Annotated in this window: 17 protein-coding genes; 11 read left to right on the top strand and 6 right to left on the bottom strand. The window is 40.4% G+C overall.

Going from position 1 to position 22,275, the window contains the following annotated elements; genetic code table 11:
* Positions 1 to 5 precede the first annotated feature (5 nt).
* Both ilvN and ilvB read right to left on the bottom strand, forming a co-directional pair.
* Positions 6 to 485, bottom strand: a complete 480-nt coding sequence (gene ilvN, locus EHO58_RS14630; RefSeq protein WP_135626185.1) for an acetolactate synthase small subunit — start codon at positions 483 to 485, stop codon at positions 6 to 8.
* Positions 482 to 2,191, bottom strand: coding sequence for a biosynthetic-type acetolactate synthase large subunit (gene ilvB / locus EHO58_RS14625; RefSeq protein ID WP_208728815.1), 1,710 nt, complete (start codon positions 2,189 to 2,191; stop codon positions 482 to 484). The genes ilvN and ilvB overlap by 4 nt, the downstream gene beginning before the upstream one ends.
* A 249-nt stretch (positions 2,192 to 2,440) precedes the next feature.
* Between ilvB and EHO58_RS14620 the strand changes: the two genes are divergently transcribed.
* Positions 2,441 to 3,559, top strand: a complete 1,119-nt coding sequence (locus EHO58_RS14620; RefSeq protein WP_135626183.1) for a tetratricopeptide repeat protein — start codon at positions 2,441 to 2,443, stop codon at positions 3,557 to 3,559.
* 1 nt (position 3,560) lies between these two features.
* On the opposite strand, the gene EHO58_RS14615 is transcribed toward EHO58_RS14620, so the two are convergent.
* Positions 3,561 to 4,520, bottom strand: a complete 960-nt coding sequence (locus EHO58_RS14615) for a metallophosphoesterase (protein ID WP_135680399.1) — start codon at positions 4,518 to 4,520, stop codon at positions 3,561 to 3,563.
* A gap of 98 nt (positions 4,521 to 4,618) precedes the next feature.
* Here EHO58_RS14615 and EHO58_RS14610 point away from each other — a divergent pair, with 98 nt between their 5' ends.
* Complete coding sequence (locus EHO58_RS14610; protein WP_135680398.1) at positions 4,619 to 7,165, top strand: methyl-accepting chemotaxis protein; 2,547 nt, start codon at positions 4,619 to 4,621, stop codon at positions 7,163 to 7,165.
* An 84-nt stretch (positions 7,166 to 7,249) separates the two neighbouring features.
* Positions 7,250 to 7,522: a hypothetical protein gene (locus EHO58_RS14605; protein WP_010515454.1), complete on the top strand. Its 273-nt coding sequence runs from the start codon at positions 7,250 to 7,252 to the stop codon at positions 7,520 to 7,522.
* Between the two features lie 145 nt (positions 7,523 to 7,667).
* Here EHO58_RS14605 and EHO58_RS14600 read toward each other — a convergent pair whose 3' ends face one another.
* On the bottom strand, positions 7,668 to 9,671 hold the full coding sequence (locus EHO58_RS14600) for a helicase (RefSeq protein ID WP_135626178.1): 2,004 nt from the start codon (positions 9,669 to 9,671) through the stop codon (positions 7,668 to 7,670).
* A 194-nt stretch (positions 9,672 to 9,865) separates the two neighbouring features.
* Here EHO58_RS14600 and EHO58_RS14595 point away from each other — a divergent pair, with 194 nt between their 5' ends.
* The 6 genes from EHO58_RS14595 (at position 9,866) to EHO58_RS14570 (ending at position 17,716) form a co-directional block, all read left to right on the top strand.
* Complete coding sequence (locus EHO58_RS14595) at positions 9,866 to 11,167, top strand: ABC1 kinase family protein (RefSeq protein ID WP_135680397.1); 1,302 nt, start codon at positions 9,866 to 9,868, stop codon at positions 11,165 to 11,167.
* On the top strand, positions 11,164 to 11,397 hold the full coding sequence (locus EHO58_RS14590; RefSeq protein WP_135680396.1) for a FeoA family protein: 234 nt from the start codon (positions 11,164 to 11,166) through the stop codon (positions 11,395 to 11,397). Before EHO58_RS14595 ends, EHO58_RS14590 begins: the two co-directional genes overlap by 4 nt.
* Positions 11,398 to 11,400: 3 nt before the next feature.
* Positions 11,401 to 13,542 carry a ferrous iron transport protein B gene (feoB, locus tag EHO58_RS14585; RefSeq protein WP_135680395.1) on the top strand — a complete coding sequence of 714 codons (2,142 nt, stop codon included), beginning with the start codon at positions 11,401 to 11,403 and terminating at the stop codon, positions 13,540 to 13,542.
* Between the two features lie 2 nt (positions 13,543 to 13,544).
* Entirely contained in the window at positions 13,545 to 15,500 is a 1,956-nt protein-coding gene (locus tag EHO58_RS14580) for an LTA synthase family protein (RefSeq protein WP_135680394.1), read from the top strand.
* 94 nt (positions 15,501 to 15,594) lie between these two features.
* A complete protein-coding gene (locus EHO58_RS14575) occupies positions 15,595 to 16,608 on the top strand; it encodes an N-acetylneuraminate synthase family protein (protein WP_135680393.1) in 1,014 nt (337 codons plus the stop codon).
* Position 16,609: 1 nt separating this feature from the next.
* Positions 16,610 to 17,716: a M23 family metallopeptidase gene (locus EHO58_RS14570; protein ID WP_135680392.1), complete on the top strand. Its 1,107-nt coding sequence runs from the start codon at positions 16,610 to 16,612 to the stop codon at positions 17,714 to 17,716.
* On the opposite strand, the gene EHO58_RS14565 is transcribed toward EHO58_RS14570, so the two are convergent.
* The gene (locus EHO58_RS14565) at positions 17,713 to 18,594 is read right to left on the bottom strand and encodes a DUF4349 domain-containing protein (RefSeq protein WP_135680391.1); all 882 of its coding nucleotides are present in this window, start codon (positions 18,592 to 18,594) and stop codon (positions 17,713 to 17,715) included. The two genes, EHO58_RS14570 and EHO58_RS14565, sit on opposite strands and share 4 nt — an antisense overlap.
* Positions 18,595 to 18,621: 27 nt before the next feature.
* Positions 18,622 to 19,362 carry a TrmH family RNA methyltransferase gene (locus EHO58_RS14560; RefSeq protein ID WP_135680390.1) on the bottom strand — a complete coding sequence of 247 codons (741 nt, stop codon included), beginning with the start codon at positions 19,360 to 19,362 and terminating at the stop codon, positions 18,622 to 18,624.
* A gap of 244 nt (positions 19,363 to 19,606) precedes the next feature.
* Here EHO58_RS14560 and fliF point away from each other — a divergent pair, with 244 nt between their 5' ends.
* Both fliF and EHO58_RS14550 read left to right on the top strand, forming a co-directional pair.
* The gene (fliF, locus tag EHO58_RS14555) at positions 19,607 to 21,307 is read left to right on the top strand and encodes a flagellar basal-body MS-ring/collar protein FliF (RefSeq protein WP_135626170.1); all 1,701 of its coding nucleotides are present in this window, start codon (positions 19,607 to 19,609) and stop codon (positions 21,305 to 21,307) included.
* Positions 21,307 to 22,275, top strand: coding sequence for a FliG C-terminal domain-containing protein (locus EHO58_RS14550; protein ID WP_135680389.1), 969 nt, complete (start codon positions 21,307 to 21,309; stop codon positions 22,273 to 22,275). Before fliF ends, EHO58_RS14550 begins: the two co-directional genes overlap by 1 nt.

The raw sequence follows: 22,275 nt of genomic DNA, 5'->3' as shown, positions 1-22,275 counted from the left end.
CAGAATTAGGTAGATCTATATTTTAAAGCAATCTGGCCAGTACGAGCGATTTCTTGGATCCCATACTTCTGCATCATTTCTAGGAAATGTTCCACCTGTCTGGTATTTCCGGAAAACTCAATGGTCATTGTAGTCTTAGTCAGATCCGCGATCTTTGCCTGGAATACTTCACAGATAGAAATGATCTCGGTACGATTTGAATCTTCTACCTTAACCACAACAAGTACTAGTTCTCTGCTTATACAATCATGATAAGCAAGATCCTCTACCTCGATCACATCAGGAAGTTTCAGAAGTTGGCGTTTTACCTGCTCTACTACCGAATCATCTCCCTTAACTACGATTACCATATTCGAAATTTCGGAATCCTGGGTAACCCCTACCGCTATGGAATCTATATTATAACTTCTTCTGGTAAATAGACCGGACACATGGCTCATCACACCCGGATGATTGTTTACCAAAATTTTCAGTATATGTTTCATTTTTTACCGGCCCGAACTGTGTCGGAAAATTCGATCATGTCTTTCTGGGATTTGCCCGCAGGGATCATAGGGAATACTTTTTCTTCTGCTGGGATCATTACTTCTAGGATCCTTGCATCATCATCTTCTAAGAAAAATTCCAACGCCTTATCTATTTCGGATTTATTAGAAATTCTTAATCCTTTTATGGAATAAGCCTCTCCCAATTTTACGAAATCAGGATTATAATTCCACTCAGACTCGGAAAATCTTTCCTCATAGAATAGTTCCTGCCATTGACGGACCATTCCTAAGAAGTTATTATTAAAGATCAGGATCTTGACCCCTTTCTTGTACATCGCGATGGTTGCCAATTCCTGGATATTCATTTGGATGGAACCATCACCTGAAACACAGATTACGGTGTTTTTAGGATTTCCGAATTTAGCTCCGATGGCTGCAGGTAATCCGTATCCCATGGTTCCGAGCCCACCGGAAGTAAGCCAACGATTCGCCTCTTCAAAAAGATAATACTGAGCGGCCCACATCTGGTGTTGTCCCACATCTGTGGAAACAATTGCCTTCCCCTTACTCTTTTCGTATAATTTCTGCAAGAACCCCTGAGGTTTGATGGTATCTGTCGAATCATCAAATTCTAATGGATGGTTTTTCTTTAATGTATCTAAGAATCCGACCCATTCCGGGCGATCTACCTTATTTACTTTTGGAATAAGCGCCTTTAGGACTTCTTTCAGATCTCCGTGTAAAAGATAATCTACGGAGACCCTTTTATTAAATTCCGCAGTGTCTATATCGATATGAGCGCGTATAGCATTCTCCGCAAATTCACCCGGCTTAGCGACACGGTCGTCAAACCTAGCTCCCAAGTTTAGAATATAATCACATTCTAATACAGCCTTGTTTGCGTAAGCTGTTCCGTGCATCCCGAGCATCCCGACCGAAAGTTGGTGAGTTCCGGGAAATGCTCCTATCCCCATAAGAGTTGTGGTAACAGGAATATTCCCCTTCTCCGCAAGCTCTCGGATCTCCTTGGAAGCATTTGCATTGATCGCTCCTCCTCCCACATAGAGAAGAGGACGTTTTGCCTTATTCAATGCAGCCGCGAAAGAATCTAGATCTCCACCGATCGGTGGTTTTTGATAATGCCTAGAATCTATTTTAAGTTTATCTACTTTACGAACGGAAGTGAGTTCAGTCTGAACATCCTTCGGAAAATCCAAAAGAACTGGACCAGGTCTTCCGCCTAAAGCGACTAAGGTCGCCTCTTGAAAATGTCTAGCGATATCATCTGCCGACTTTATAAGTGCATTGTATTTTGTAATCGGGATAGTGATCCCATAAATATCAGCTTCTTGGAAAGCATCCGTCCCGATTGCGTTGGTTGCGACCTGTCCGGTGATTGCAAGAATAGGAACCGAGTCTAGTTTTGCATCTGTAAGTCCGGTCACAAGGTTCGTAGCTCCAGGACCGGAAGTAGCGATACATACCCCAAGCTTACCTGTAGAACGAGCATACCCTTCTGCCATATGGATAGCACCTTGTTCGTGGCGGACTAGGATATGTTTAATTTTAGTACTTTTATATAATTCGTCGTAAAATGGCAGAATTGCTCCGCCAGGATATCCGAAGACGATATCCACTCCGTATTCTTCCAGGAGTTCGACCATCAAGCGGGCACCGGAGATTTTTGCTTCGGTTTTCGGCATCTTTCCCTCGTTAGAATCCATTCCATGCGAAGTAAGGGCCCTGTCAAGAAGGAAGAATGGACTATAACTTTCGTATTATTTTATGCACTGCAAACCGCCATTTCTCTCTTTTTTTCCAATTTCAAATTTTCTTTACGGATTTAGTACCAAGGAAAACCTTTACTCATCCGTCAAAGTAATATTAAATAAAAAATTGAATGAAGAATCTCCCAGATCTTCTTTCTAAATTTAAAAAGGAACTTCGGTCCTATGAACGAGCCTATTGAAAAACCCCAAGCAGGAAAGGAAGAAGAAGATTCACATTTTGCTCAAATCAAAAGTTTAGCAAAAGAAGCCTACCGTTTTCTGGATAGCAGACAATGGGACAAGGCCGAATCTAAATTGAAGGAACTTCTGGCTAAAGAACCGAGTAATACCTACGGTTTAGTCGGGATGGGAGACCTTCATTTTAAACGAAAGGAATTCAGACAGGCTCTGGATTTTTATAACAGATGTATCAAAGAAGATTCATCCAATAAGTTTTCCCTGATGGGACTTATGAACTGCTATCGAGAAATGAACCTACTCAATCGGGTCATCGAAGTAGCGGAAGAATACAGGCATATTACTATCACCGACGCATCTATTTTAAGTAGAGTTGCGGACGCTCATAGAAAACTCAAAAACTTCAAAGAGTCAGAAGTATATTATATGCAGGCATTGCAGATCAATCCTAAGGATCAGTATGTGATCGTAGGTTTGGGGCATTTATTCTTTGCCTGCCAAAGATATAAGGATGCGATCAGCTGGTGGGAAAAACTGTTAGTTATCCAACCGGATAATATCAAGATCCTTACCGAGATAGGAAACAGCTATCGTAAGATCAAAGACTTTGATGAAGCAATTCGTTATTATCGCAGAGCTGCGGATCTAGACCCAAGGAACTTCTTCGCATTATACGGATTGGCAGAATCTTATCGTGGTAAAAAAGATTTCCGCAAAGCAAATGAATTCTGGGAAAGAATTTTGGAATTCGATCCTGACAATAAACTTATCATCAACAGATATGCGGATAGTTTAAGAGGTATGGGAGAATTCGATAAAGCATTAGAATGTTTTAATAGAATTCTTTCAGAAGGTGAGGATTATTTCGCACTTCTTGGAAAAGCTTCTTCATTGAAGATGAAAGGTGCAAGAGACAAGGCAGAGGAAATTTATGTGGATCTACACAAAAAGTTCCCGATGGACCCTCGTCCTGTGGTAGAACTTTCGGAACTCTATTCCGATATGGGAAAAAGAGACGAGGCTCTCAAGTTATTGAACGACTTCCACAGAAAGCAGCCTTTAAACGAGGAAGTAAAACAAAAGCTGGATTCTTTCTCGGAATAATTCAGTCTTTCATTTCGATTCGATTTTTCTCCCTCTCTATAAACTCAGGGAGGGGAAAAATTTCCTCCACTCCATTCTTCAAATATTTCGCCTCAGCAGTCCAATCTCCATTCTTTCTAATCAGTTCCACATGATGGTGCCAGATATTTCCTTGCTTGTCCGAGAAGATACGAGGGACTCTGGCAGGATTTAGATACAGTGTACCTTCTTCTTTCTTTTTCCAAATCCTAGTCTTTACTCTTAATTTTCTGGAAGAATGGTGCATATGCCCTGCAATCACTACCTTGGGCTTTTTGCCATGGTTAGCGATCGTTCGGATAAAATTGCCTAGATCCTTATCTCCGAAGTCCCCTTCTTCACTCTTGAAATCGCAACCCCAAATATCATGAGCCTTGTCTCCTAGACCGGAAGGACCGTTATGAGCAAGAATAATGAGATCTTGTTTTTGGAAGTCAATGTTCTGGATCAATTCATGGAATTTTTTCTCCGATTCTTCGTAAGAAGAAATTCCAAACACTGATTTAATAAATAACTGAAAATTAAATCTGGCTCCCATAGAAAGAGTTCTAGCCCCTAACAGTGAAATCCTTGGCCCGACCTGAGAAAGATTATACTGGCAAATATGAGAATCGCCCAGGTCTTTAAGTAACTTTTTGTATCTAAGAAGATGAAATGTATGACTTAAGTAACCAATGTTAGGTGAAGCGTTCGCAATCTCCATTAGTAATTGAGGGATAGAAGTAGTATCATGATTTCCTAAAATGATATACTTTGGTTTCCGAACTTTAGAGATCAATTGGGCGATCTTGTTTGTATTCCCCGGTCGATTGTTTCCGAGATCGCCGGTAAATATCACAGAATCATAATTACTTTTAGAAAAGTATTCGGTGTCGACCCAGGTCCAGAATCCGTGTATATCACCTACTACAGCGATCCGCTTATCAGAAGAATCAAATATCAATTTTGTGTTCCTAAATTTTAGGTTTCGTTCTCTTGGCGTTTAAAAAGAAACTTTTTTAGATCATACTAGGTCGAAAAAAAAATCAACCAGGATCGCGCATGAAAAACATAAACAAAGAAATTTCCGTATTCTCCGCAAGATTTCTATTCCTAACGGAAGGATTAGGTTATCTGATCGGAACCCCATTTGCGATCGTATTTCTGATCCATTTTATGGACTTGGATCTGACAGGAGCGGACTCTCTTTGGTTCGTCATGGGAGTGATCTTTGTCCTAGGACTCGTAACCAGTTCACTTTCCTCTTTTTATAAATTAAAACCGTTACGAAAATATTCCAAACAATTTGCAGAAGGCGCAGTAACTAGAGAAACAGTCATTGGAGCCCAAAAAGCAGTCTTCCGACTTCCTGTTTTACATGCGGCAGACATACTGGTAAGGATCTGGATAGGAGGCGGGATCTTCGTAGTATCTTTAGGGATCTTTCTGCCTATCAGCAAAACGGATTATTCTATTCTATTGGGGCTGATCGTATTCGGGGGTCTTTGGAGTGCCGTTTATTTTTATCTGATCACGGATTGGCTAAAGGACAATCTAACTAGAACCGACCTATTCGGCTCCATTTCTTTAGAGTCCTTGGTCAAACTGAATCTGACTAAAACCCTAGCATTGATCTTTTTTTCCATCGTTCTAGTTTTGGCGATAGGTGTTTCTCTAGTGGTTTACAAACTCAATTATGAATCTTTAAAGAATGCTTATACCAACCAAATGTTGAATGTTTCTCAAACCTTGGACCTTCTCACCCAAGGAATTTATGAGGACACGGAAGAAGAAGCCGAACTCATCATCCGGAACAAAACCTTAGGATTTTTGGTATCTCAGAAAAATTGGAAGGAAGCTGAAAATTTTCTAAATAATTTTTTAGGATCCAGCCAAAGATTCGAAGGGATAGCGGTTTGGAAAGAAGCAGGAGATTGGTTCTCTCATTCTGTCGGAACCGGGACCTTGGCAAGTAGCCAAATTGTTCCTTTAACTTCCGCATTTCAACTTCCTGGAGCGGATGAGATCAGAAATACAAATAAAGAGAAGGCATTCTTTTTTAGTGAACCTTCTAATTCTACCCAGAACGGATCTCCCGTTATTTTATATATTAGAGAATTTGAATTAAACGACGGCTCCAAGGCGTTTTTGGTATTCTCGGTCCGCATCGGTGATCTAACCAATAATATCGTACAATCGATCAAGATCGGAAAAACAGGTTATCCAGGACTTCTCACTCCTAAAATGACCTTCTTAAATCATGTCAGCGAAAATATGAGATTGAAAAAGATGGAAGATCTTCCATTTGCAAAATCATTCGTAAACGCACCGGACCGAGTCCCGATTAAGTACGTGATGGACGGTGCTTATAAATCTATGGTAGTTCATACCAACAAAAAGTACGGATTTAGATCTTTCGTGACTATAGTAAACGAAGAAGTTTCCAAAGAAGCGATCTCTACTATCTTCTATATGTTAGCGATCTCATTTAGCGGATTGTTTGTAATCGGGTTTATCATCTATTTCATTCTATCTAAAAGTTTGAAACCTTTAAGAGATAGCCAAAACCTGATCGAAAAAATGTCGGAAGGAGATCTTACCCATAAACTCACGGTTCTTTCCAGAGATGAGATCGGAGAAATGGCGATCAGTATCAATGAATTCAATCGTAAGGTAAAAGCGGTCCTTCACAAAATTTTCGATGCCTCTCATAGTCTTGCGAATTCTTCCGACGAAATGTCTAGTACTTTAAAGACTATTTCTGATAATGCACAAGACCAAGCGGCAGCATCAGAGGAAATTTCAGCTTCAATAGAAGAAATTTCAGCTGGAATGGATGCAATCTCTTATAGAACAAAGGAGCAGGTCACTCTTTTGAATTCTTTGGACTCTGAGATGGTAGAATTTTCTTCTTCCATCAAAAACACTTCCGAGAATCTGGAAAACACTCTTTCTCATGTTAAAGAGATTACGGACGAGGCAAGAAGAGGCGGAAAATCTTTGGAACTGACTGACCAAAGTATCCGTAAAATTTCCCAGAGTTCCGACCAGATCACAGGTGTGATCGAAATTATCACGACAATTTCCGAACAGATCCATCTTCTTGCGTTGAACGCAGCTATCGAGGCCGCAAGAGCAGGTGCCGCAGGAAAAGGATTTGCGGTAGTCGCGGATGAAATTTCCAAACTTGCTGACAAAACTTCTAATAGCATGAAGGAGATAGAAAATATTATCCAAGCTAACGAAACCGAGATCGGGATAGGAGTCAGCAATATCCGAGACACAGTAAATGTGATCGGAGGAATTATCCAGAGGATAGAAACTATCTATATCCGGATGAACGAGGTATCTTCCGTGATGGGAGAACAACTGGTCCGAAATAAGGTAGTGAACAAAAAAGGCCAGGAAGTGAAGGAAAGATCGGAAGGTATCCAAACTGCGATCCAGGAGCAAAAACTGGCTGTCGAAGAAATTTCGAAAACAATTTCGAGTATCAACGACCTGACCCAATCTAACGCATCCTCCACTGAAGAATTGAGTTCAGGTTCTGTGGGGCTCGCCCATCTGTCCGAGGATCTGAAAAACCAAGCGGAGTACTTTCATTTTTGAAACTGCTCTCCCGAAATTTCGGGAGAAAAAGAAGATTTCGAAACTTAGTTGCATTTTAGAGAATTTATTCTAATTTGCGCTTATATGGAATGGGAAAAGATCTTAAGGGACTCTGTACGGGACGGTTCAATCAAGGAATTGTATCTCAGGAGAGTTCCCACCCTGAAAACCTGCGATGACTGGAATAAGGTAAAGGAAATAGGTCTGATCGATCACAAAACCAAATACGCCCATTATAAGGGCGGATTAGTCAAATTCGGGGAAGGTCTTTTTTTCGTGAGCGAAGAAAGGCTCCAAGCCCTGGCTCCATTCCGCAAATGGGAATTCAAAACCAAAATCAAAGTCACTCCGGACTGAAATAAAAACCCTCCAATACCTCGTTCACGCCAAGACGCAAAGAAAAGAAGGTAAAGCTCGAGATCGCGGGCCTCTATATATTTATAACAATTAAAAAGGAATCTTTTATTCTTCGCGGCTTCGCGTGAGAAGAGCTTGCTATTTCTTATCTAGTCAGGTTAATTATCAGGTTCAGTTTTTCAGCAACTGTGATCACGTCTTGGACTCGAGTTTTATCCACAAGCACTGCGGTTGGTCCAATCTCGTCCAGAACGATCTTCTTCCCTTTGATCTGACCAAGTAGAAGTTCCATCACGTTCTGGTCTTTGGTGCGAACAAGTACACAATCTTCTGCGACTTCAACCACAGGAAGGTTGCCACCCCAATCTTCTAATAAGAATAGAAGGTTTTGGGCAAGCTCCGCTCTGCTAGACGCTTTCAAGAAGTCTACGAACTCGTTCGTTTTGTACCCTAAGAGTATTCCCAATTGGTATGCTTCTTTGGTTAAAACGAAAGTATAAACTCTGTCGTAGTCTTTGAGTTCTGTGAACGCTTTTAAAAGATGAATTCCGTAAATAGAAACTTTTTCCGGGAACGCGATCACGGAGAAGTCCGGGTTGATCGTGATTCCACCCTTCTCTGTAACCCCAGCAAGCTCTCCCGTTTGGAAGAAATATTCTCCCAGCTTGGAAAGAGTCAGGAATCGGTTCGGGTATTCTACTTCTAATAATCCGAATAAATGCAGATAGAAGATCGCACTCATGATCTCCTTACGAAGATCCGCCAAATCGGTTTGGAAATTTTTAGTACGGAAACCTGGGCTGAAGATCAGATGTTCTCTGATAATATTAGAGAAAATAACGGAAAGATGGATACGTTTGGACTTGATGATCAAGTTCACACATTTGTCCAAGATCATCTTATCGTAAAAAGGCATTTCCGTAGGTTGGAAAACCTCTGGAGGATTTACCCTCTTCATTCTAGCCTCGTTCACCTCATGGATGACGAGTTTCATGATCTCGAATATATCCTTTGCAAGAAAACCGTCCAGGTCACCTCTCAGAATAATATTCTCCCCTTTGATATCTGCCAGGTTCAGAAGTTTCAGTATAGGAAGGATAAGTTCCATCTGATAGATCTGGCTTTTTTCAGGGAAAATGCTGATATCCGGATTTAATAATTCCTGCTCTGTTCTTTTATGATCCGCCTGTTTTACCTTGCCGGATTTCGCCAAAACCAAGCCCTTTCTACTAATATAAGAAAGAAGTTTTTTGGTATTTAAGAAGAAGTCCAACTCGTTGGTTGCGAGTTTTTCCTGTCTTTGACGAGTTCCTTTTTTAACGGAAGGAAGGATCGGATTATTTTGGATATATTTTAAAAGTTCTTCCGGTAGAGCAAAAATTCTTACGAACTTCTCCTCTACGAAACAAACGTCCGCAATCATTCCTTTTTCAACTAATGCAGGAATGATCGTCTCGTATTTGCCTCTGCTCATTACGATAAAACTTCTGATATCGTCTGCGTCAGCAGCACCACCGCTTAGATAGATCCTGACTACTGTATCCCTTTCCAATTCGGATAAGGAGAGAATAGCCGCCTCATACGCCTCGTCAGAAGTCGCGTGAGTGATAAACTTGCGGATACTGTCGATCTTTGCAGGAGCCTTGACTGCTTTTTTCCATTCATTGGAAATATCAGTCAGCTTCTTACGATCTAGAAGTTTTTCGACGGAGACCTTGTATTTGTCCCCTTTCAGATTTTGGTCTAAAGAAACTAATGCAGCCAGCTCGTCAAAGGCATGATACTTATCCAGGTTATTGGTAAGTCTTTCTCTGTTTTTTCTTTGGTATACGAGTTGGTATTTGCGGAGAAGGTTAAGTTCCATCTCCACGTTTATTGGTGGAATATTTACTTTACGAGAGATCTCCCCCAAAGTAAGAACATTCTTATTTTTTAAGATAGAAGTATAGATATTAACTTGGAGTACGGTGAGTTTTTCCAGTACACCTTTGAGGTAAAACTCATCCAGAAAACTGTCGAAAAGGAACTTAACGTTCTTATTCTTTTCTTTGAACGGTAGCTTGGGAATGTTCCAAAGAGCAGCTGTCTTCTTTAGGTCGTTCAGTTCGAGTTTTTCTAATTCTTGCAATAAAACCGATTCGCCGCTCATACCACTGACCGAAATTCTCGTTCGAGAGCCATACTCTAATTCTCGCCGCTCCCGTAAACCAAAATACGGTTTTCTCGGCCGAACATACAAAATAGACCCGAGTACCTTTCTCTCGGTTCCTTTATCCCGAACAGAGTATCTTTTCTCCCTGATTTGGATTGTGTTCCTTCTAAGTTATCATAATCTGGAGTGAAATGGCCGGATTCATAGACCAACTTCTGCAAGGGGTAAACAGTGCTAGTCGTATAGTGACCAGTAGTTATGTTTTTTCCACCAAAACCATCCTACTTTTAAAGGATTTGGCTACAGGAGGAAGTGGATCCCGTAATATTCCAGTTCGATTAAGAGAGGCGTTTGAAGAATTGGGCGCAACGTATATTAAATTAGGCCAATTCATCGCTTCTGCCCCTTCTCTTTTTCCTGAAGAGATAGTAACTGAAATGCAAAAATGTTTGGATTCAGTACGACCTCTTCCTTTCTCCGAGATCCAAAAAGTATTAAAAAAAGAACTGGGTAGAGATTACCAAAAATTATTCCAAAGTATTGACCCGGTCCCGATGGCATCTGCATCTATCGCACAAGTCCATTCCGCAGTCACAAAAGACGGCCTGGATGTGGTTGTAAAAGTGCAAAGACCGGATATAGAAGGTGCATTAGGAGCAGATCTCAACCTTCTATTTTTAGCATCCAAACTATTCGAAATATTCGTACCCGGTCTTAACAAATCAGGACTTTCGGAAATGGTGGGAATGTTCCAGTCTTCCATCTTAGAAGAAATAGATTTCGTAAAAGAAGCAAACAATTGCGAAGAATTCGAAAGATACCTTCTATCTTCCGGAGAAACCAGAGCAAGAGTTCCTAAAATTTATAGAGAGCTCAGCACCAAAAAAGTTTTGGTTATGGAAAAATTCTACGGAGCTCCGATTACCGACGAAATTTCACTTCGAAAATTCAGCAAAGATCCTTCCAAAACCCTTTCCGACGCGCTTGAGATCTGGTTTTCCACACTTTCCAAATCAGGCTTCTTCCATGCGGACGTACATGCAGGAAATCTAATGATCCTAAGAGATGGAACGGTCGGTTTTATCGATTTCGGGATTGTTGGCAGGATTTCCTCCAAGGTATGGGAAGGATTAATGATCTTTTTAGAAGGTCTAGCGTTAAATAGAACCGACCGGATCGCAAGCGGCCTAGTTCGTATGGATGGAACCGCCTCGGGTATTGACGAGAAAAAGTTAGCCAAGGATCTGGAAACCGTATTTAATCAAATGAGTAAAATGGTCCTGGATATACAAATGGGAGAGCTGGACGCTTTCGATGAGAAGAAGATGAACACGATCCTTTTCGAGTTCAGGGATATTTCAGATAGAAACGGATTAAAGATCCCTAAAGAATTCGGACTTCTCATTAAACAAATCTTATACTTTGATAGATATATAAAATCTTTCGCGCCTGAATTAGATCTGATCCGGGATAGGGAAAAATTCATAAAATGAAATCCAAACTTTTCGAATTAGAAGAGGGAGAATCCGGAAAAATCACCGGAATTAAAAACAAATCCGGAAAAACAGGGCTGGTCAGAAACCTTTTAGATATGGGTTTTCTTCCCGGAACTAAGATCACTGTGGTCCGAAAATTCCAGGACCAAGATAAGATGATCGTAAAATTGGGCCTTGTTCGATTGGCCATTCGAAAATTAGAAGCGGATCTTCTGGAATTGAACTAGTTTATGAAATTATTAAATACTGAAATACAAACTCCGGAACATAAAACGGAAAAATTCAGAGTATTACTCACAGGAAATCCAAACTGCGGCAAGTCCACATTATTCAATAGGCTTACGGGGCTCAGACAAAAAACGGGAAACTATCACGGTGTCACCGTAGAAAAAGCGGAAGGAACCATCCATACGGAAGACAATACCGTTTATATAGTAGATCTTCCGGGCGCATATAGTTTAGGCGGAGAATCGGAAGACAAACAGGTAACCACCCGCATCTTGCTCTCTAAAGAGACTGAAGACAAATTGATTTTCGTATTGGATGCGGTTGCGATAGAAAGAGGACTCCAATTTTTACTTCAGGTATCTTCTCTCAAGATCCCAATGTTAGTAGCAGTCACAATGAACGATACCTTGGAAAAGAAAGGAGTTCATTTAGATCTTAAAGTTTTATCCAAGGCATTCGGAGTTTCCTTCTACTACGTAAATCCAAGATCAGGAGAAGGTGTAGAAGTTTTAGAAAAAGTTTTAACTGATCCTTCTTCTTATAAAATACCAGATCCTGGCTTTTCCTGGGATAAAAAAAGAACCGCATTAATCGAGTCGGTACTTTCTAAACTTTCAGCAGATGATCCGGATTCAGTTAGATTCGTATTAGAAAATAGTTTTAAAGAATTCAGCGGAGAAAATCTGCAAACAGGACTTCCTTCTTCCAATTTTTTCCCGGAAAAAACCAGAGAATTCATTCGCTCAGAATGGCAAAAATCAAAATTAGAATTTTCTTATGGAGAAGAACTGGTCCAGAGATCCATATGGATCAAAAAACTTTTATCTAAAGCGGTTTCCGGTTCTGAGATCTCCGAAAAAGGGATCTTAGGATTCGCTGATAAAATACTGCTACACCCTGTATGGGGACTTACGATCTTTTTAGGAATTATGGCATTGGTCTTCCAATTCTTATTCACCTGGTCCGAAGTGCCCATGGACTGGATAGAAGGAAGGATCGGAGATCTTGCAGATTGGACCGGCAATTATCTTCCGGAAGGGCCTGTACGTTCTCTCATCCAAGAAGGAATGATTGGAGGAGTCGGTGCAGTTTTAGTATTCATTCCTCAGATCAGTCTATTATTCTTATTCATAGGGATTATGGAAGAAAGCGGATATATCGCGAGAGCTTCCTTCCTAATGGACAGATTTATGGGAAGATTCGGGCTTTCCGGAAAATCCTTTATACCATTACTATCCAGTGCTGCCTGCGCTGTTCCTGCGATCATGGGGACAAGAACGATCGAAAACAAAGCGGATAGGCTTACGACAATTTTAGTGTCTCCTCTGATCACTTGCTCCGCCAGATATCCAGTTTACATTTTAGTAATAGGAACGGTTTTCTCGGCAGAACCTGTTTTCGGGATCTTCTCCCCTAAAGTCCTAGCGTTATTCGGCCTTTTCTTATTAGGAATGTTCGCTTCGATGGGAGCTGCTTTCTTATTCAAAAAAACTTTTTTCAGATCGGAACCTGCATACTTTCTGATGGAACTTCCCAGATACCAATGGCCTTCTCTCAAAAGTTTATTTTTTACGGTTTATAAGAAGATCAAAGCGTTTATAGGAAACGCGGGAAAAGTAATCTTATTCATTTCTATCATACTTTGGTTTTTGGCAAATTATCCAAGGGTAGAAGGTCCCAAAAACGAAAACTTAAGCCCTACTCAAACAAAGTCCTTACAAATCTCTGAATCTTATGCAGGACGAATGGGAAAAATGATGGAGCCGGTTTTAGAACCGATCGGCTTCGGTTGGAAAATGGGGCTTGGGATCATCACTTCATTTGCAGCCAGAGAAGTAATGGTATCCACATTATCCATCGTATACGGAGTTCAAGGAGAAGATTCTGAAGACGAAAATTTAAGGTCTGCACTTAGAAAGGATAAGGATCCGGAGACCGGAAAACCTGTTTGGACGATTGCAAGTGCATTGAGTTTACTCGTATTTTTTGCATTCGCCTGCCAATGTATGTCTACTCTTGCTGTAGTAAAAAAAGAGACAAACTCACTTTTCTGGCCGTTTTTTATGTTCACATACATGACGGTTCTTGCATATACTTCTTCTTTTTTAGTTTTCCATTTTTCTAAATTTTTAGGCTGGAATTAAGAATGATAAGAAGGCTACCTGCAAACCTTAGGATAATTTTATTTTACTCTTTTTGTTTTTTGATCCTTTTAACTATTTTTAGATTCGCCCTACTCTTTATCTATTTTTCCAAATTAGGAAATTCCTCTATTAGCGAAGTAATCCTATCTTTTTTGATCGGAATACGTTTCGACCTTTGTGTGATCTCTATCGTAATAGGATTATCCTGGATCTTATCTTCTTTTCATTACCCGAATCGTTGGAAATCCTACAGATATATTTGGGGAATTCTACCCATTCCATTATTCTTATGGATGACCGGGCATTTAATAGGAGATACGATCTATTTCGGAGAAGCAGACAAACACCTAGGCTACGAAGGATTCGTATTTTTAGGAAAAGATCTACTCATTCTAATTGAAGCTGCAATCAAGAATGACACTTTAAAAGTGATCCTGGGACTGATCGGAATATTCGCAGGACTCCCGGCATTAATTTATCTTTTTATAAAGTACAACGGATACCAATATTCTTCTGAAAATAAGACCAAAGAATTGATACAGATCCCTATTTCTATAATCTTATTATTATTATTGTTTCGAGGAGGAGTCCAGCCAAGACCATTAAGATCCACAGAAGCGATCCATTCAGAAAATCCGTTCTTAAACCAGCTCCCTTTGAATGGAGTATTCACTACGATTATGGATCTAAAATCCAAATCGATTCTTCCCGAGTTACAAATGTCTAAAGAAGAATCGATCCGGATCGTACAAAAAGAGATCGATTATCCAGGTGCAAAGTTTATAGATCCTGAATATCCTCTCTTAAGAGAAACTTCAGAAACCAGAAAGGAAACTCCTCCGAATATAGTTCTCATTCTTTTAGAAAGCTGGACCGGGAAATTCTTGAAACCGAACGGAGACGGAATTGTAGGAGGAAAAGAACTCGCCCCTAATTTTAATTCTCTTGTAAAGGAAGGTAGATACTTTCCTAGATTTTTCGCGACCGGAGGAAGAACTGTAAACGGATTAATGTCCGTACTTACCGGAATTCCGGATCGTCCTGGTATCACAGTCGTACGTACACATCAGGTTTTAGGAAACTTCGGAGGGCTTGGGTCCTTGCTGAAAACCTTGGGATATTCCACATATTTCGTTCATGGTGGAGATGTAGGATTCGATAATATGAGTTTTCTTTTTCCTCATTGGGGTTTCGATAAGATCATAGGAAAAGAGGAAATCGAAAAAACAGGAAAATATAAATCGGGCGCCTGGGGATTTTATGATGGAGACGTATTAGAAGAACTTCATGCAACTATCTCGAATGCGAAACAACCTTTTGCAGCAGTCAGCCTGACTCTAACCACTCATTACCCTTACCAAGTTCCTGAAACAGGAAAAAATCCTTATCCGGAAACAATGAAGGATTCAGACTATTTCAATACTTACTCCTATTCGGACGAGTCTATCGGCAAATTTATGGAGAAGGCGAAAAAATCCCCGTATTTTCAGAATACCATCTTTATATTCGTGGCAGATCATACACATCATAGAGATCTAAATCCATTCGAAGATCGTAATATTCCACTTTTAATCTATTCTCCTAAGTATATAAAGCCTGGATTGGATCCGAAAATTTCTTCTCAACTGGATGTGATCCCGACTATCCTAGGACTTGTAGGTAAAAAGGTACAATTTTCTGCCTTCGGTAAGGACCTACTTTCTAATTCTAGAGAATCTAAAACCGACGGCTCTTATTTTGCGTTTTCCAGCGTGATCGGTTGGATCGAGAATGAATATGCTCTTTATCGATCCACGGAAGGCGAACTGAGAGAGGCTTATCCTATGCCTTGGAGCGAGCACAAGTCCAAGTGTGGATCTATCAAGGAAACCTGCGATGAATATGAGCTAAAAGCAAAGGCATTCTTGAATCTGAGCTATGAACTTTTGAATACGAATCGAATCTTCCCGGAAAAATAAAGCAAGCGCCGACTCTCCCAAAAATCCTTCCCTTTCCGACCAGGGATTCCGATCCTAGTCTTAAGGGTATCGCCCTTTCATTTCAGGAGAAAGAATGTCTTTTTCGAAAAGTTTTCGTTTGGAAGAAAAATGGGAGATCGGTCCGGATTCTTCCCCGTTTATAATCGCTGAGATCGGATTGAATCATAACGCAGATCCGGAATTAGGAAAAAAGACCATCCAGGCAGCAAAAAAAGCCGGAGCCGATGCGGTAAAATTCCAGACCTATAAAACTGAAAATTTTTTAGATATTAAAAATCCTAAAGCGAAAGTTCTGGTGGATATTTTCCAGACTTACGAACTTTCGGAAAAACTGCATATTGAATTCCAAAAAACGGCAAAGGAAGAAGGTCTTTTTTTCTTCTCCACTCCTTTGGACCCGGGAAGTGTAGACCTTTTAGTAAACTTAGGAGTAAAAGCTCTTAAGATCGCAAGCGGAGATATCGTAAACAAACAACTTCTCCAAAAATGTGCAGCGACAGGACTTCCTTTATTTTTATCCAGCGGTGCCGCAGAAGGTTTCGAAGTCATTCGAGCATTAGAACTTCTAGAGGCGGAAAAAGTAAAAGATCTAGTATTATTCCATTGTGTTTCTCTTTACCCTACTCCTCCGAAAAAAGCAAATTTACAAACTTTAGAATATTATAAAAATATATTTAATGGTCCCCTAGGTTTTTCGGACCATACTGCGGGAAGTTTAGCGGGGGCATTGGCGGTATCACTCGGCGCGAACGTTCTAGAAAAACATTTCACTCTAGATAAAACACTCCCTGGCCCGGATCATACTATTTCGGTAGACCCGAGCGAGCTAAAAACGTATGTAGAAAACGCGAGGATTGCATTTCAGATGAGAGGGGAAAAGAAAAAGATAGTACAACCTCAGGAAGCAGGGGGAAGATTTTTCGGAAGAAGAGGATTATACGCAGACCAAAACGGAAATCCTATCTCACTTCGTCCTGACCTAAGCCAAGAAGATAAAAGATATTTTGATTCCTGGAAGTTAGATGAGGCAAATTCCCTCGTCAAACAAGGTAAAGGGCCAAAACCGGGAGAATCTTTCTTAGCTTAATATGATCCGAAAAATCTGTCTTTTATTTACGGCTCTTTCTTTCGGCATATCTGCAGCACCTAAATCCTATGGATCCCTGGGTTCGGAAGTGGATTTTTTAGATTTCGGAAAAGTGACCGTGGCTCCTTTTTCCTATTCTGTATCTTCTTCTTACGATGAAGAATACGGAGCATTCAACCTATTCGATTCTAATCCTAAATCTTATTGGTATTCTTCCGGAGAGAATAAACCGGAATGGATCATTGTAGATTTCGGCTCTAAAAGATTGATCAATTCAATAGAAATACTTGTACCAATGTTTCGAGGCAAAAGAGCCGCAGAGGAATATGAGATCCAGGTTCTTCACCAAGAAAACTGGAAAACTATTTTTAAGAACGATAAAGTAGACCTGATCAATCAGCATAATCTTCCACCGATCGATGCATCCATTCTTAGATTATATTTTCCTAAAAAAGAAGAAAAAAGTATAGTGATCGGTGAATTTAAGATCCTACTGAATGGTACTGTTCTTAATTCGGTTTCCAATAGATTCACCGGATACCAATACCCTGTTCCGGATGGACTTCTTCCTGAAAAAGATTACCAACTCCCGGGAGCACCGAGAGAATATAGGAATGGGATCCACAAAGGATTGGATATTTATTATAAAAGAGAAAAGATAGGACCGCCTAGACGTTTGACCTTCCAGGATGTTTTGGTTTCTCCTGCTGATGGAACGATTATCCGTGCGGATCTAGATTATTCCCCTATGACACTTTCTGAATTCCAAAAATATTCCGCATTAGCCCAGAAAAACGGGGTCACTTATGTGGAAAAAGATTTCGGAGGCAGACAGGTTTGGATTGATCATGGAAACGGGGTGATGACCTCTTTTAATCATCTTTCTTCCATCAAAAGAGGGATCAAACCTGGTGCAAAAGTAAAATCAGGCGATGAGATAGGTAACGTAGGAAACTCAGGCCTCATGGGAGAAGCAAAAGGAAATGATGAAAACATCCATTTGCATTTCGAGATCTGGGTAGACGGAGAATATCTCGGAGCTGGAGTTCCTACAAATCAAATGAGAAAACTTTTACAATTTTTCTTTTCTAAATCGAATCTGAATTAAAGAATTCCTTTAGCTTTCAAATAACCTAAAATTTTCACTCCGAAAAACCAAGTGATCCATCCACCTACGGCAGCAAACGTATATAAAAAAGAGAATAATAGTCCGTATTTGATGGTCCATTCTAAAGATATTTTACATTTTTTTAAAAAAGTAATAAATCCACCGGAGACAGCACCTGTTTCCCTTAAAGTAAATTTGATCGTGCAGAATTCGTTCTCCTGATCGAACTCGCCCAACTTCACTCCTAAGTCTTGGATCTTACCTTCTATCTCTAAAATTTCTTTTTCTAAGGAGATCAACTCCTCTATTTTACCGTTTCTACCTTTTAAACTTAAAAGCCCTGCTTTGGATTTTTCCAAAGAGATTCGAGTAGCAGTGATGTTTTTGTATTCGTTTGTTTTGTCCGTTTTATTCACAGAAATTGAATCTATAACACCTATGGTTTGGATAGATTCTACCATAGAATCAAATTTGTCCGGGTTTACGCCTATACCCAACTGCAATGTTCTTTTACCCGGAAGTCCGGATCTTTGTTCGTATTGGATAACTCCTTTTGTATCATCTACCATCTTGCGGGTTTTCTTTTCGTTTTCATCAAACTCGGAAGTTTTGGAAGAAACTGCCGCTACCTTCTCATATTTTTGAGAAGATGCAGAAATAGGTGCCTTATCCTGAGGAGCGTAAAATTTTTCAGATGCATAGTTCTTACGTCCATAATCGAAATTGATAGAAGAACCTTGCTCTTGGTTTACAATATTTGTTTCAGGACCAACCGCATAACTATAGATAAGCCTGATTATAAATAAAAATGCAAAAATCCCCGCAAATACGAGTGAAAACTTTTTAACAAACTTAGAAACGCCGCTGAATTGTTCCATCCTACCCTACTTTTTGGCTGAAGTGATTTATTGGACCCTTGTGGCCTCGGATCTGATCCGTTGTAATAGATCAGATTCCACAAGATTTCCGTTATGAAGGCATTTTTTATAATAAGAATTACGGATATGAACCTGTTCTTCCGTCGTTAAAGCCCAGTTTGGGCTTTCTTTTCTCAGCCTAAATGTTAGATGAGAAAGTACAATTGCAACTGTTACTGAAATATTATAACTTTCGGTAAAACCATACATAGGAAGTTTTAGGAATACGTCCGCTTCTTCCATTGAATAAGAAGATAATCCTTTTTCTTCCGATCCGAATAAGATGGCGCTTGGTTTATCCAATGGCAAAGTATCCAATTCGTAAGAATTTTCTAATGTATGCGGAGAAGTCGCGATAATCCTGTAACCCTTCTCCTTTAAACCGCTTATACAATGTCTAGTATTATCGAAATTCGGTTTTTGGTATTTGTTAATTTTGATCCATTTTTGAGCGCCCAGAGAAATTCCTTCATTAGGTTTATAGGAATTTCTATTTTCTACAACATGGATCTCTGTTAGACCTAAACATTCAGAAGTTCGCACAGGAGCGCTAGCATTATAAGGTTGGAATATATCTTCCATTACAATTGTTAAGTACTTTGTACGAAATGAGGCAACTTCTTGGATCTTAGAGACCTTCTCCGGTGATATTAAAGTTTTAAAATATTCTTCTAACCGGATCGCTTCCGCTAGATTTATAAAATCTGAATGTTCTTGGGTGAATTTCATGTTCAAAATGTTTTATTTCCTAGACAATTCCTAAGTGAAGATCGGAAACAGATACAATTACACTAAACATTAATATAGTAATTATGTACAACAAGATTTAATTTTTGCTTCGAGGCTAATCCCAAAAGAGTTAATATAAAAAATCCGGAGAAAATAAAAAAATTCTAAAGTTTTTTTAAAAAGGGATTGTACTTTGTTTCCGAAAATCTATTATGTCCCCTATCTTGTCCGGTGGTGAAGGAAAATGCCCGAGCAATTGCAAAAGATTCTGAACAATATCAAGGAGTTCTTCAACTCTTTAGATACTACAAAGAAACTGATTTTAGGTGGAGTGGCGATCACTGTGGTCGTTGCCTTAGGGCTTCTGACAACCGTTTCCTCTCAAAAGAATAAGGTTATTCTATTTCAAAACCTAACTGCGAAGGATTTCGCTGAGGTTACCAAAAAATTGGACTCCATGGGCTATTCGTATAGCACGGGAGACACAAGTATAGTAAGCGTGGATCCGGAACAAAGGCAAGAAATTATCACTAAACTTGCACAAGAGAACCTGATCCCTGCGGGTGTACAAGGCTGGGAACTCTTTAACGTGGAGAAATTCACCGAGACCCAGTTTGATAAGGACATCAAAAAGTATAGGGCCTTAAAAGGAGCCATCGAACAATCTTTGATGACCCTAAGACCTGTAGATAAAGCATTCGTGAACATCGCAATACCGGAAGATGAATTGTTCAACTCGAATGCTTCTCCAGTAAAAGCCTCAGTCATTTTACATTTTATCCCCGGAGTCGAAGGGATTTCCAAAAAAGAAGTGAAAGGTATCGTAAACTTGGTCTCCAGAGCGGTGCCTAAACTCAAACCGGAAAACGTAGTAGTCGCGGATGCGGACGGCAAGATCATCTCCGACTTCGAAGAAGACTTAGAAAAAGAAAGATTGGAACTTAGAGTTGTCCAAGAAAAATTGAGGATCCAAGAAGAACAAAGGATCCAACGATTAATCGACGTTAGAAACACTCTTCGTTGGTTCTTAGGCGGAGAAGACAGAGTAGACATCACTCGTTTTGAGTATATGTTGAACTGGGACAAGGAATCTTATAAAGATAACCAAGTTTCTCCAGTAATAGAAAGACCGGATGACCCGAATACTCCTTACTCCGAACTAAAAATCGTAGACGGATATAGTTTAAAAGTTTCCTCCAAAGAAACAAGCGAACAATTCACAGGAAGAGGATTCACTCCTGACGGACCTGCAGGAACAGAACCGAACCTTCCTCCCGGCTACAAAGACACTGACTATCAAAAAGCGGATTATAAAAAAACCGAGAATATCAATAACTTCGAATTCAACAGAAGAGTGAGCGAAGTTCAAAAACAACCTTGGAAGATCGAAAAAGTAAATCTCTCCGTGGTAGTTGACGGTCAGTGGACTAAAAAAGAAAACGCGGACGGAACTGGTTACGACAGAACTTATATCCCGGTTTCTGACGACGATATCAGAACCGTTCGTAAAAACTTAGAAGCAGCGGTAGGTATAGACAAAGCAAGAGGAGACCAAATCTCCGTAATCAGCATTGCTAAAGACCGCACAGCTCAGTTCGCTGCAGAAGACGAAGAATTAAGAAAACAGAAAGCGATCCGCCAAATGGTAATCGCATCTTTAGTCATAGTATTGTTCTTAATACTCACTATCCTCATCTACAGAGCGATCAAAAAAGAAATCGCAAGACGCCGCAGACTACGCGAAGAAGAACTCGCAGCAATGCAGCAGATGATGAGAGAAGCAGCTCTCCGAGTCATGGACGATGGAAGCGCAGAAGTAGAACTCTCTCTGGACGAAAAACTCAGAAGAGAACTTCTCGAAAACGCAATCAACCTGGCCAGGGAAAAACCGGAAGAAGTGGCACAACTTCTACGCACCTGGTTATCTGAAGAGGAAGCAACCTAATGAGTATCCTGTCCGGAAAAAGAAACCGGGCGGGACAGCTCCTCCGAATCCTGGGGGAGCATCTTCCCCCGGAAGTGTTTCGCCACCTTGGGCCTCAGGACACATCGAAACTTTTAGAAAGTTTTCACAAGTCCGGCAAACTAGAAGCGAAACAAGAAAGAGAACTTTTAGGGACCTTCTTACAGGGACTCTCGGGAGTACCAAAAGAAGGAATCGACCGAGATACCTTGGCCTTAATCCAAGAACTCGAAACTATCCTGAAAGAAGATTTAGTTTCAGAACCGGAATGGTCCGAGGAACTCAAAGCTTATACCAAAGAAGAACTTTCCAAGATCGTAGCTGGAGAGTCCTCAGACAGAATAGCTCTTATCTTTTGCTACGCGGATCCGGATACTTCTGCCAGAGTACTGGAAGAATTCCCGGAAGAGACCCAGGAGGAGATCCTACTTTCGATCCGAAATTTGGACCTTTCTTCTGTGGGACTTTTGGACTCTTTGGAGAGGTTTTTACGCTTCAAAAGAGAAGTCCTCAAATCGCCTGATTCAGGAGTTCCTACCAGGGACAAGGGCGGCAAAAGAGCCGCGGAACTTTTGGGGAAATTGGACCCTCAAGATTCCCAGAAATTATTCTCCAGGATACGCGAAAAGAGCCAGTCGTTTGCCGAAAATATAAATAAGCATTTCTTCCGAATGGAAGACCTGATGGATCTGAGCCGAGAAGCTTTAAACAAGTTTATGGGCGAGATCCATCCGATCGTAACCGCGACCGCTTTTAAGGGCACAGAACCGGAAACGAAACAGGTCCTATTGGAAAGGCTGGCACCAACGCTTGCCTCCTCCATCCGATTGGAAGAAGATTCTATGGGACCGGTTTCCCTTGCAGAGATTGAAACCGCTCAGAACGGACTACTTGAAATTTTTAAGGAATCCGTAGAATCAGGAAGAATCAAGTTCCGGAGAAAGAACTAA

Source organism: Leptospira selangorensis, assembly GCF_004769405.1.
Classification (GTDB): domain Bacteria; phylum Spirochaetota; class Leptospiria; order Leptospirales; family Leptospiraceae; genus Leptospira_B; species Leptospira_B selangorensis.
Note: the sequence above shows the minus strand (reverse complement) of the source record. Positions and strands in the feature narration are given on the sequence as shown.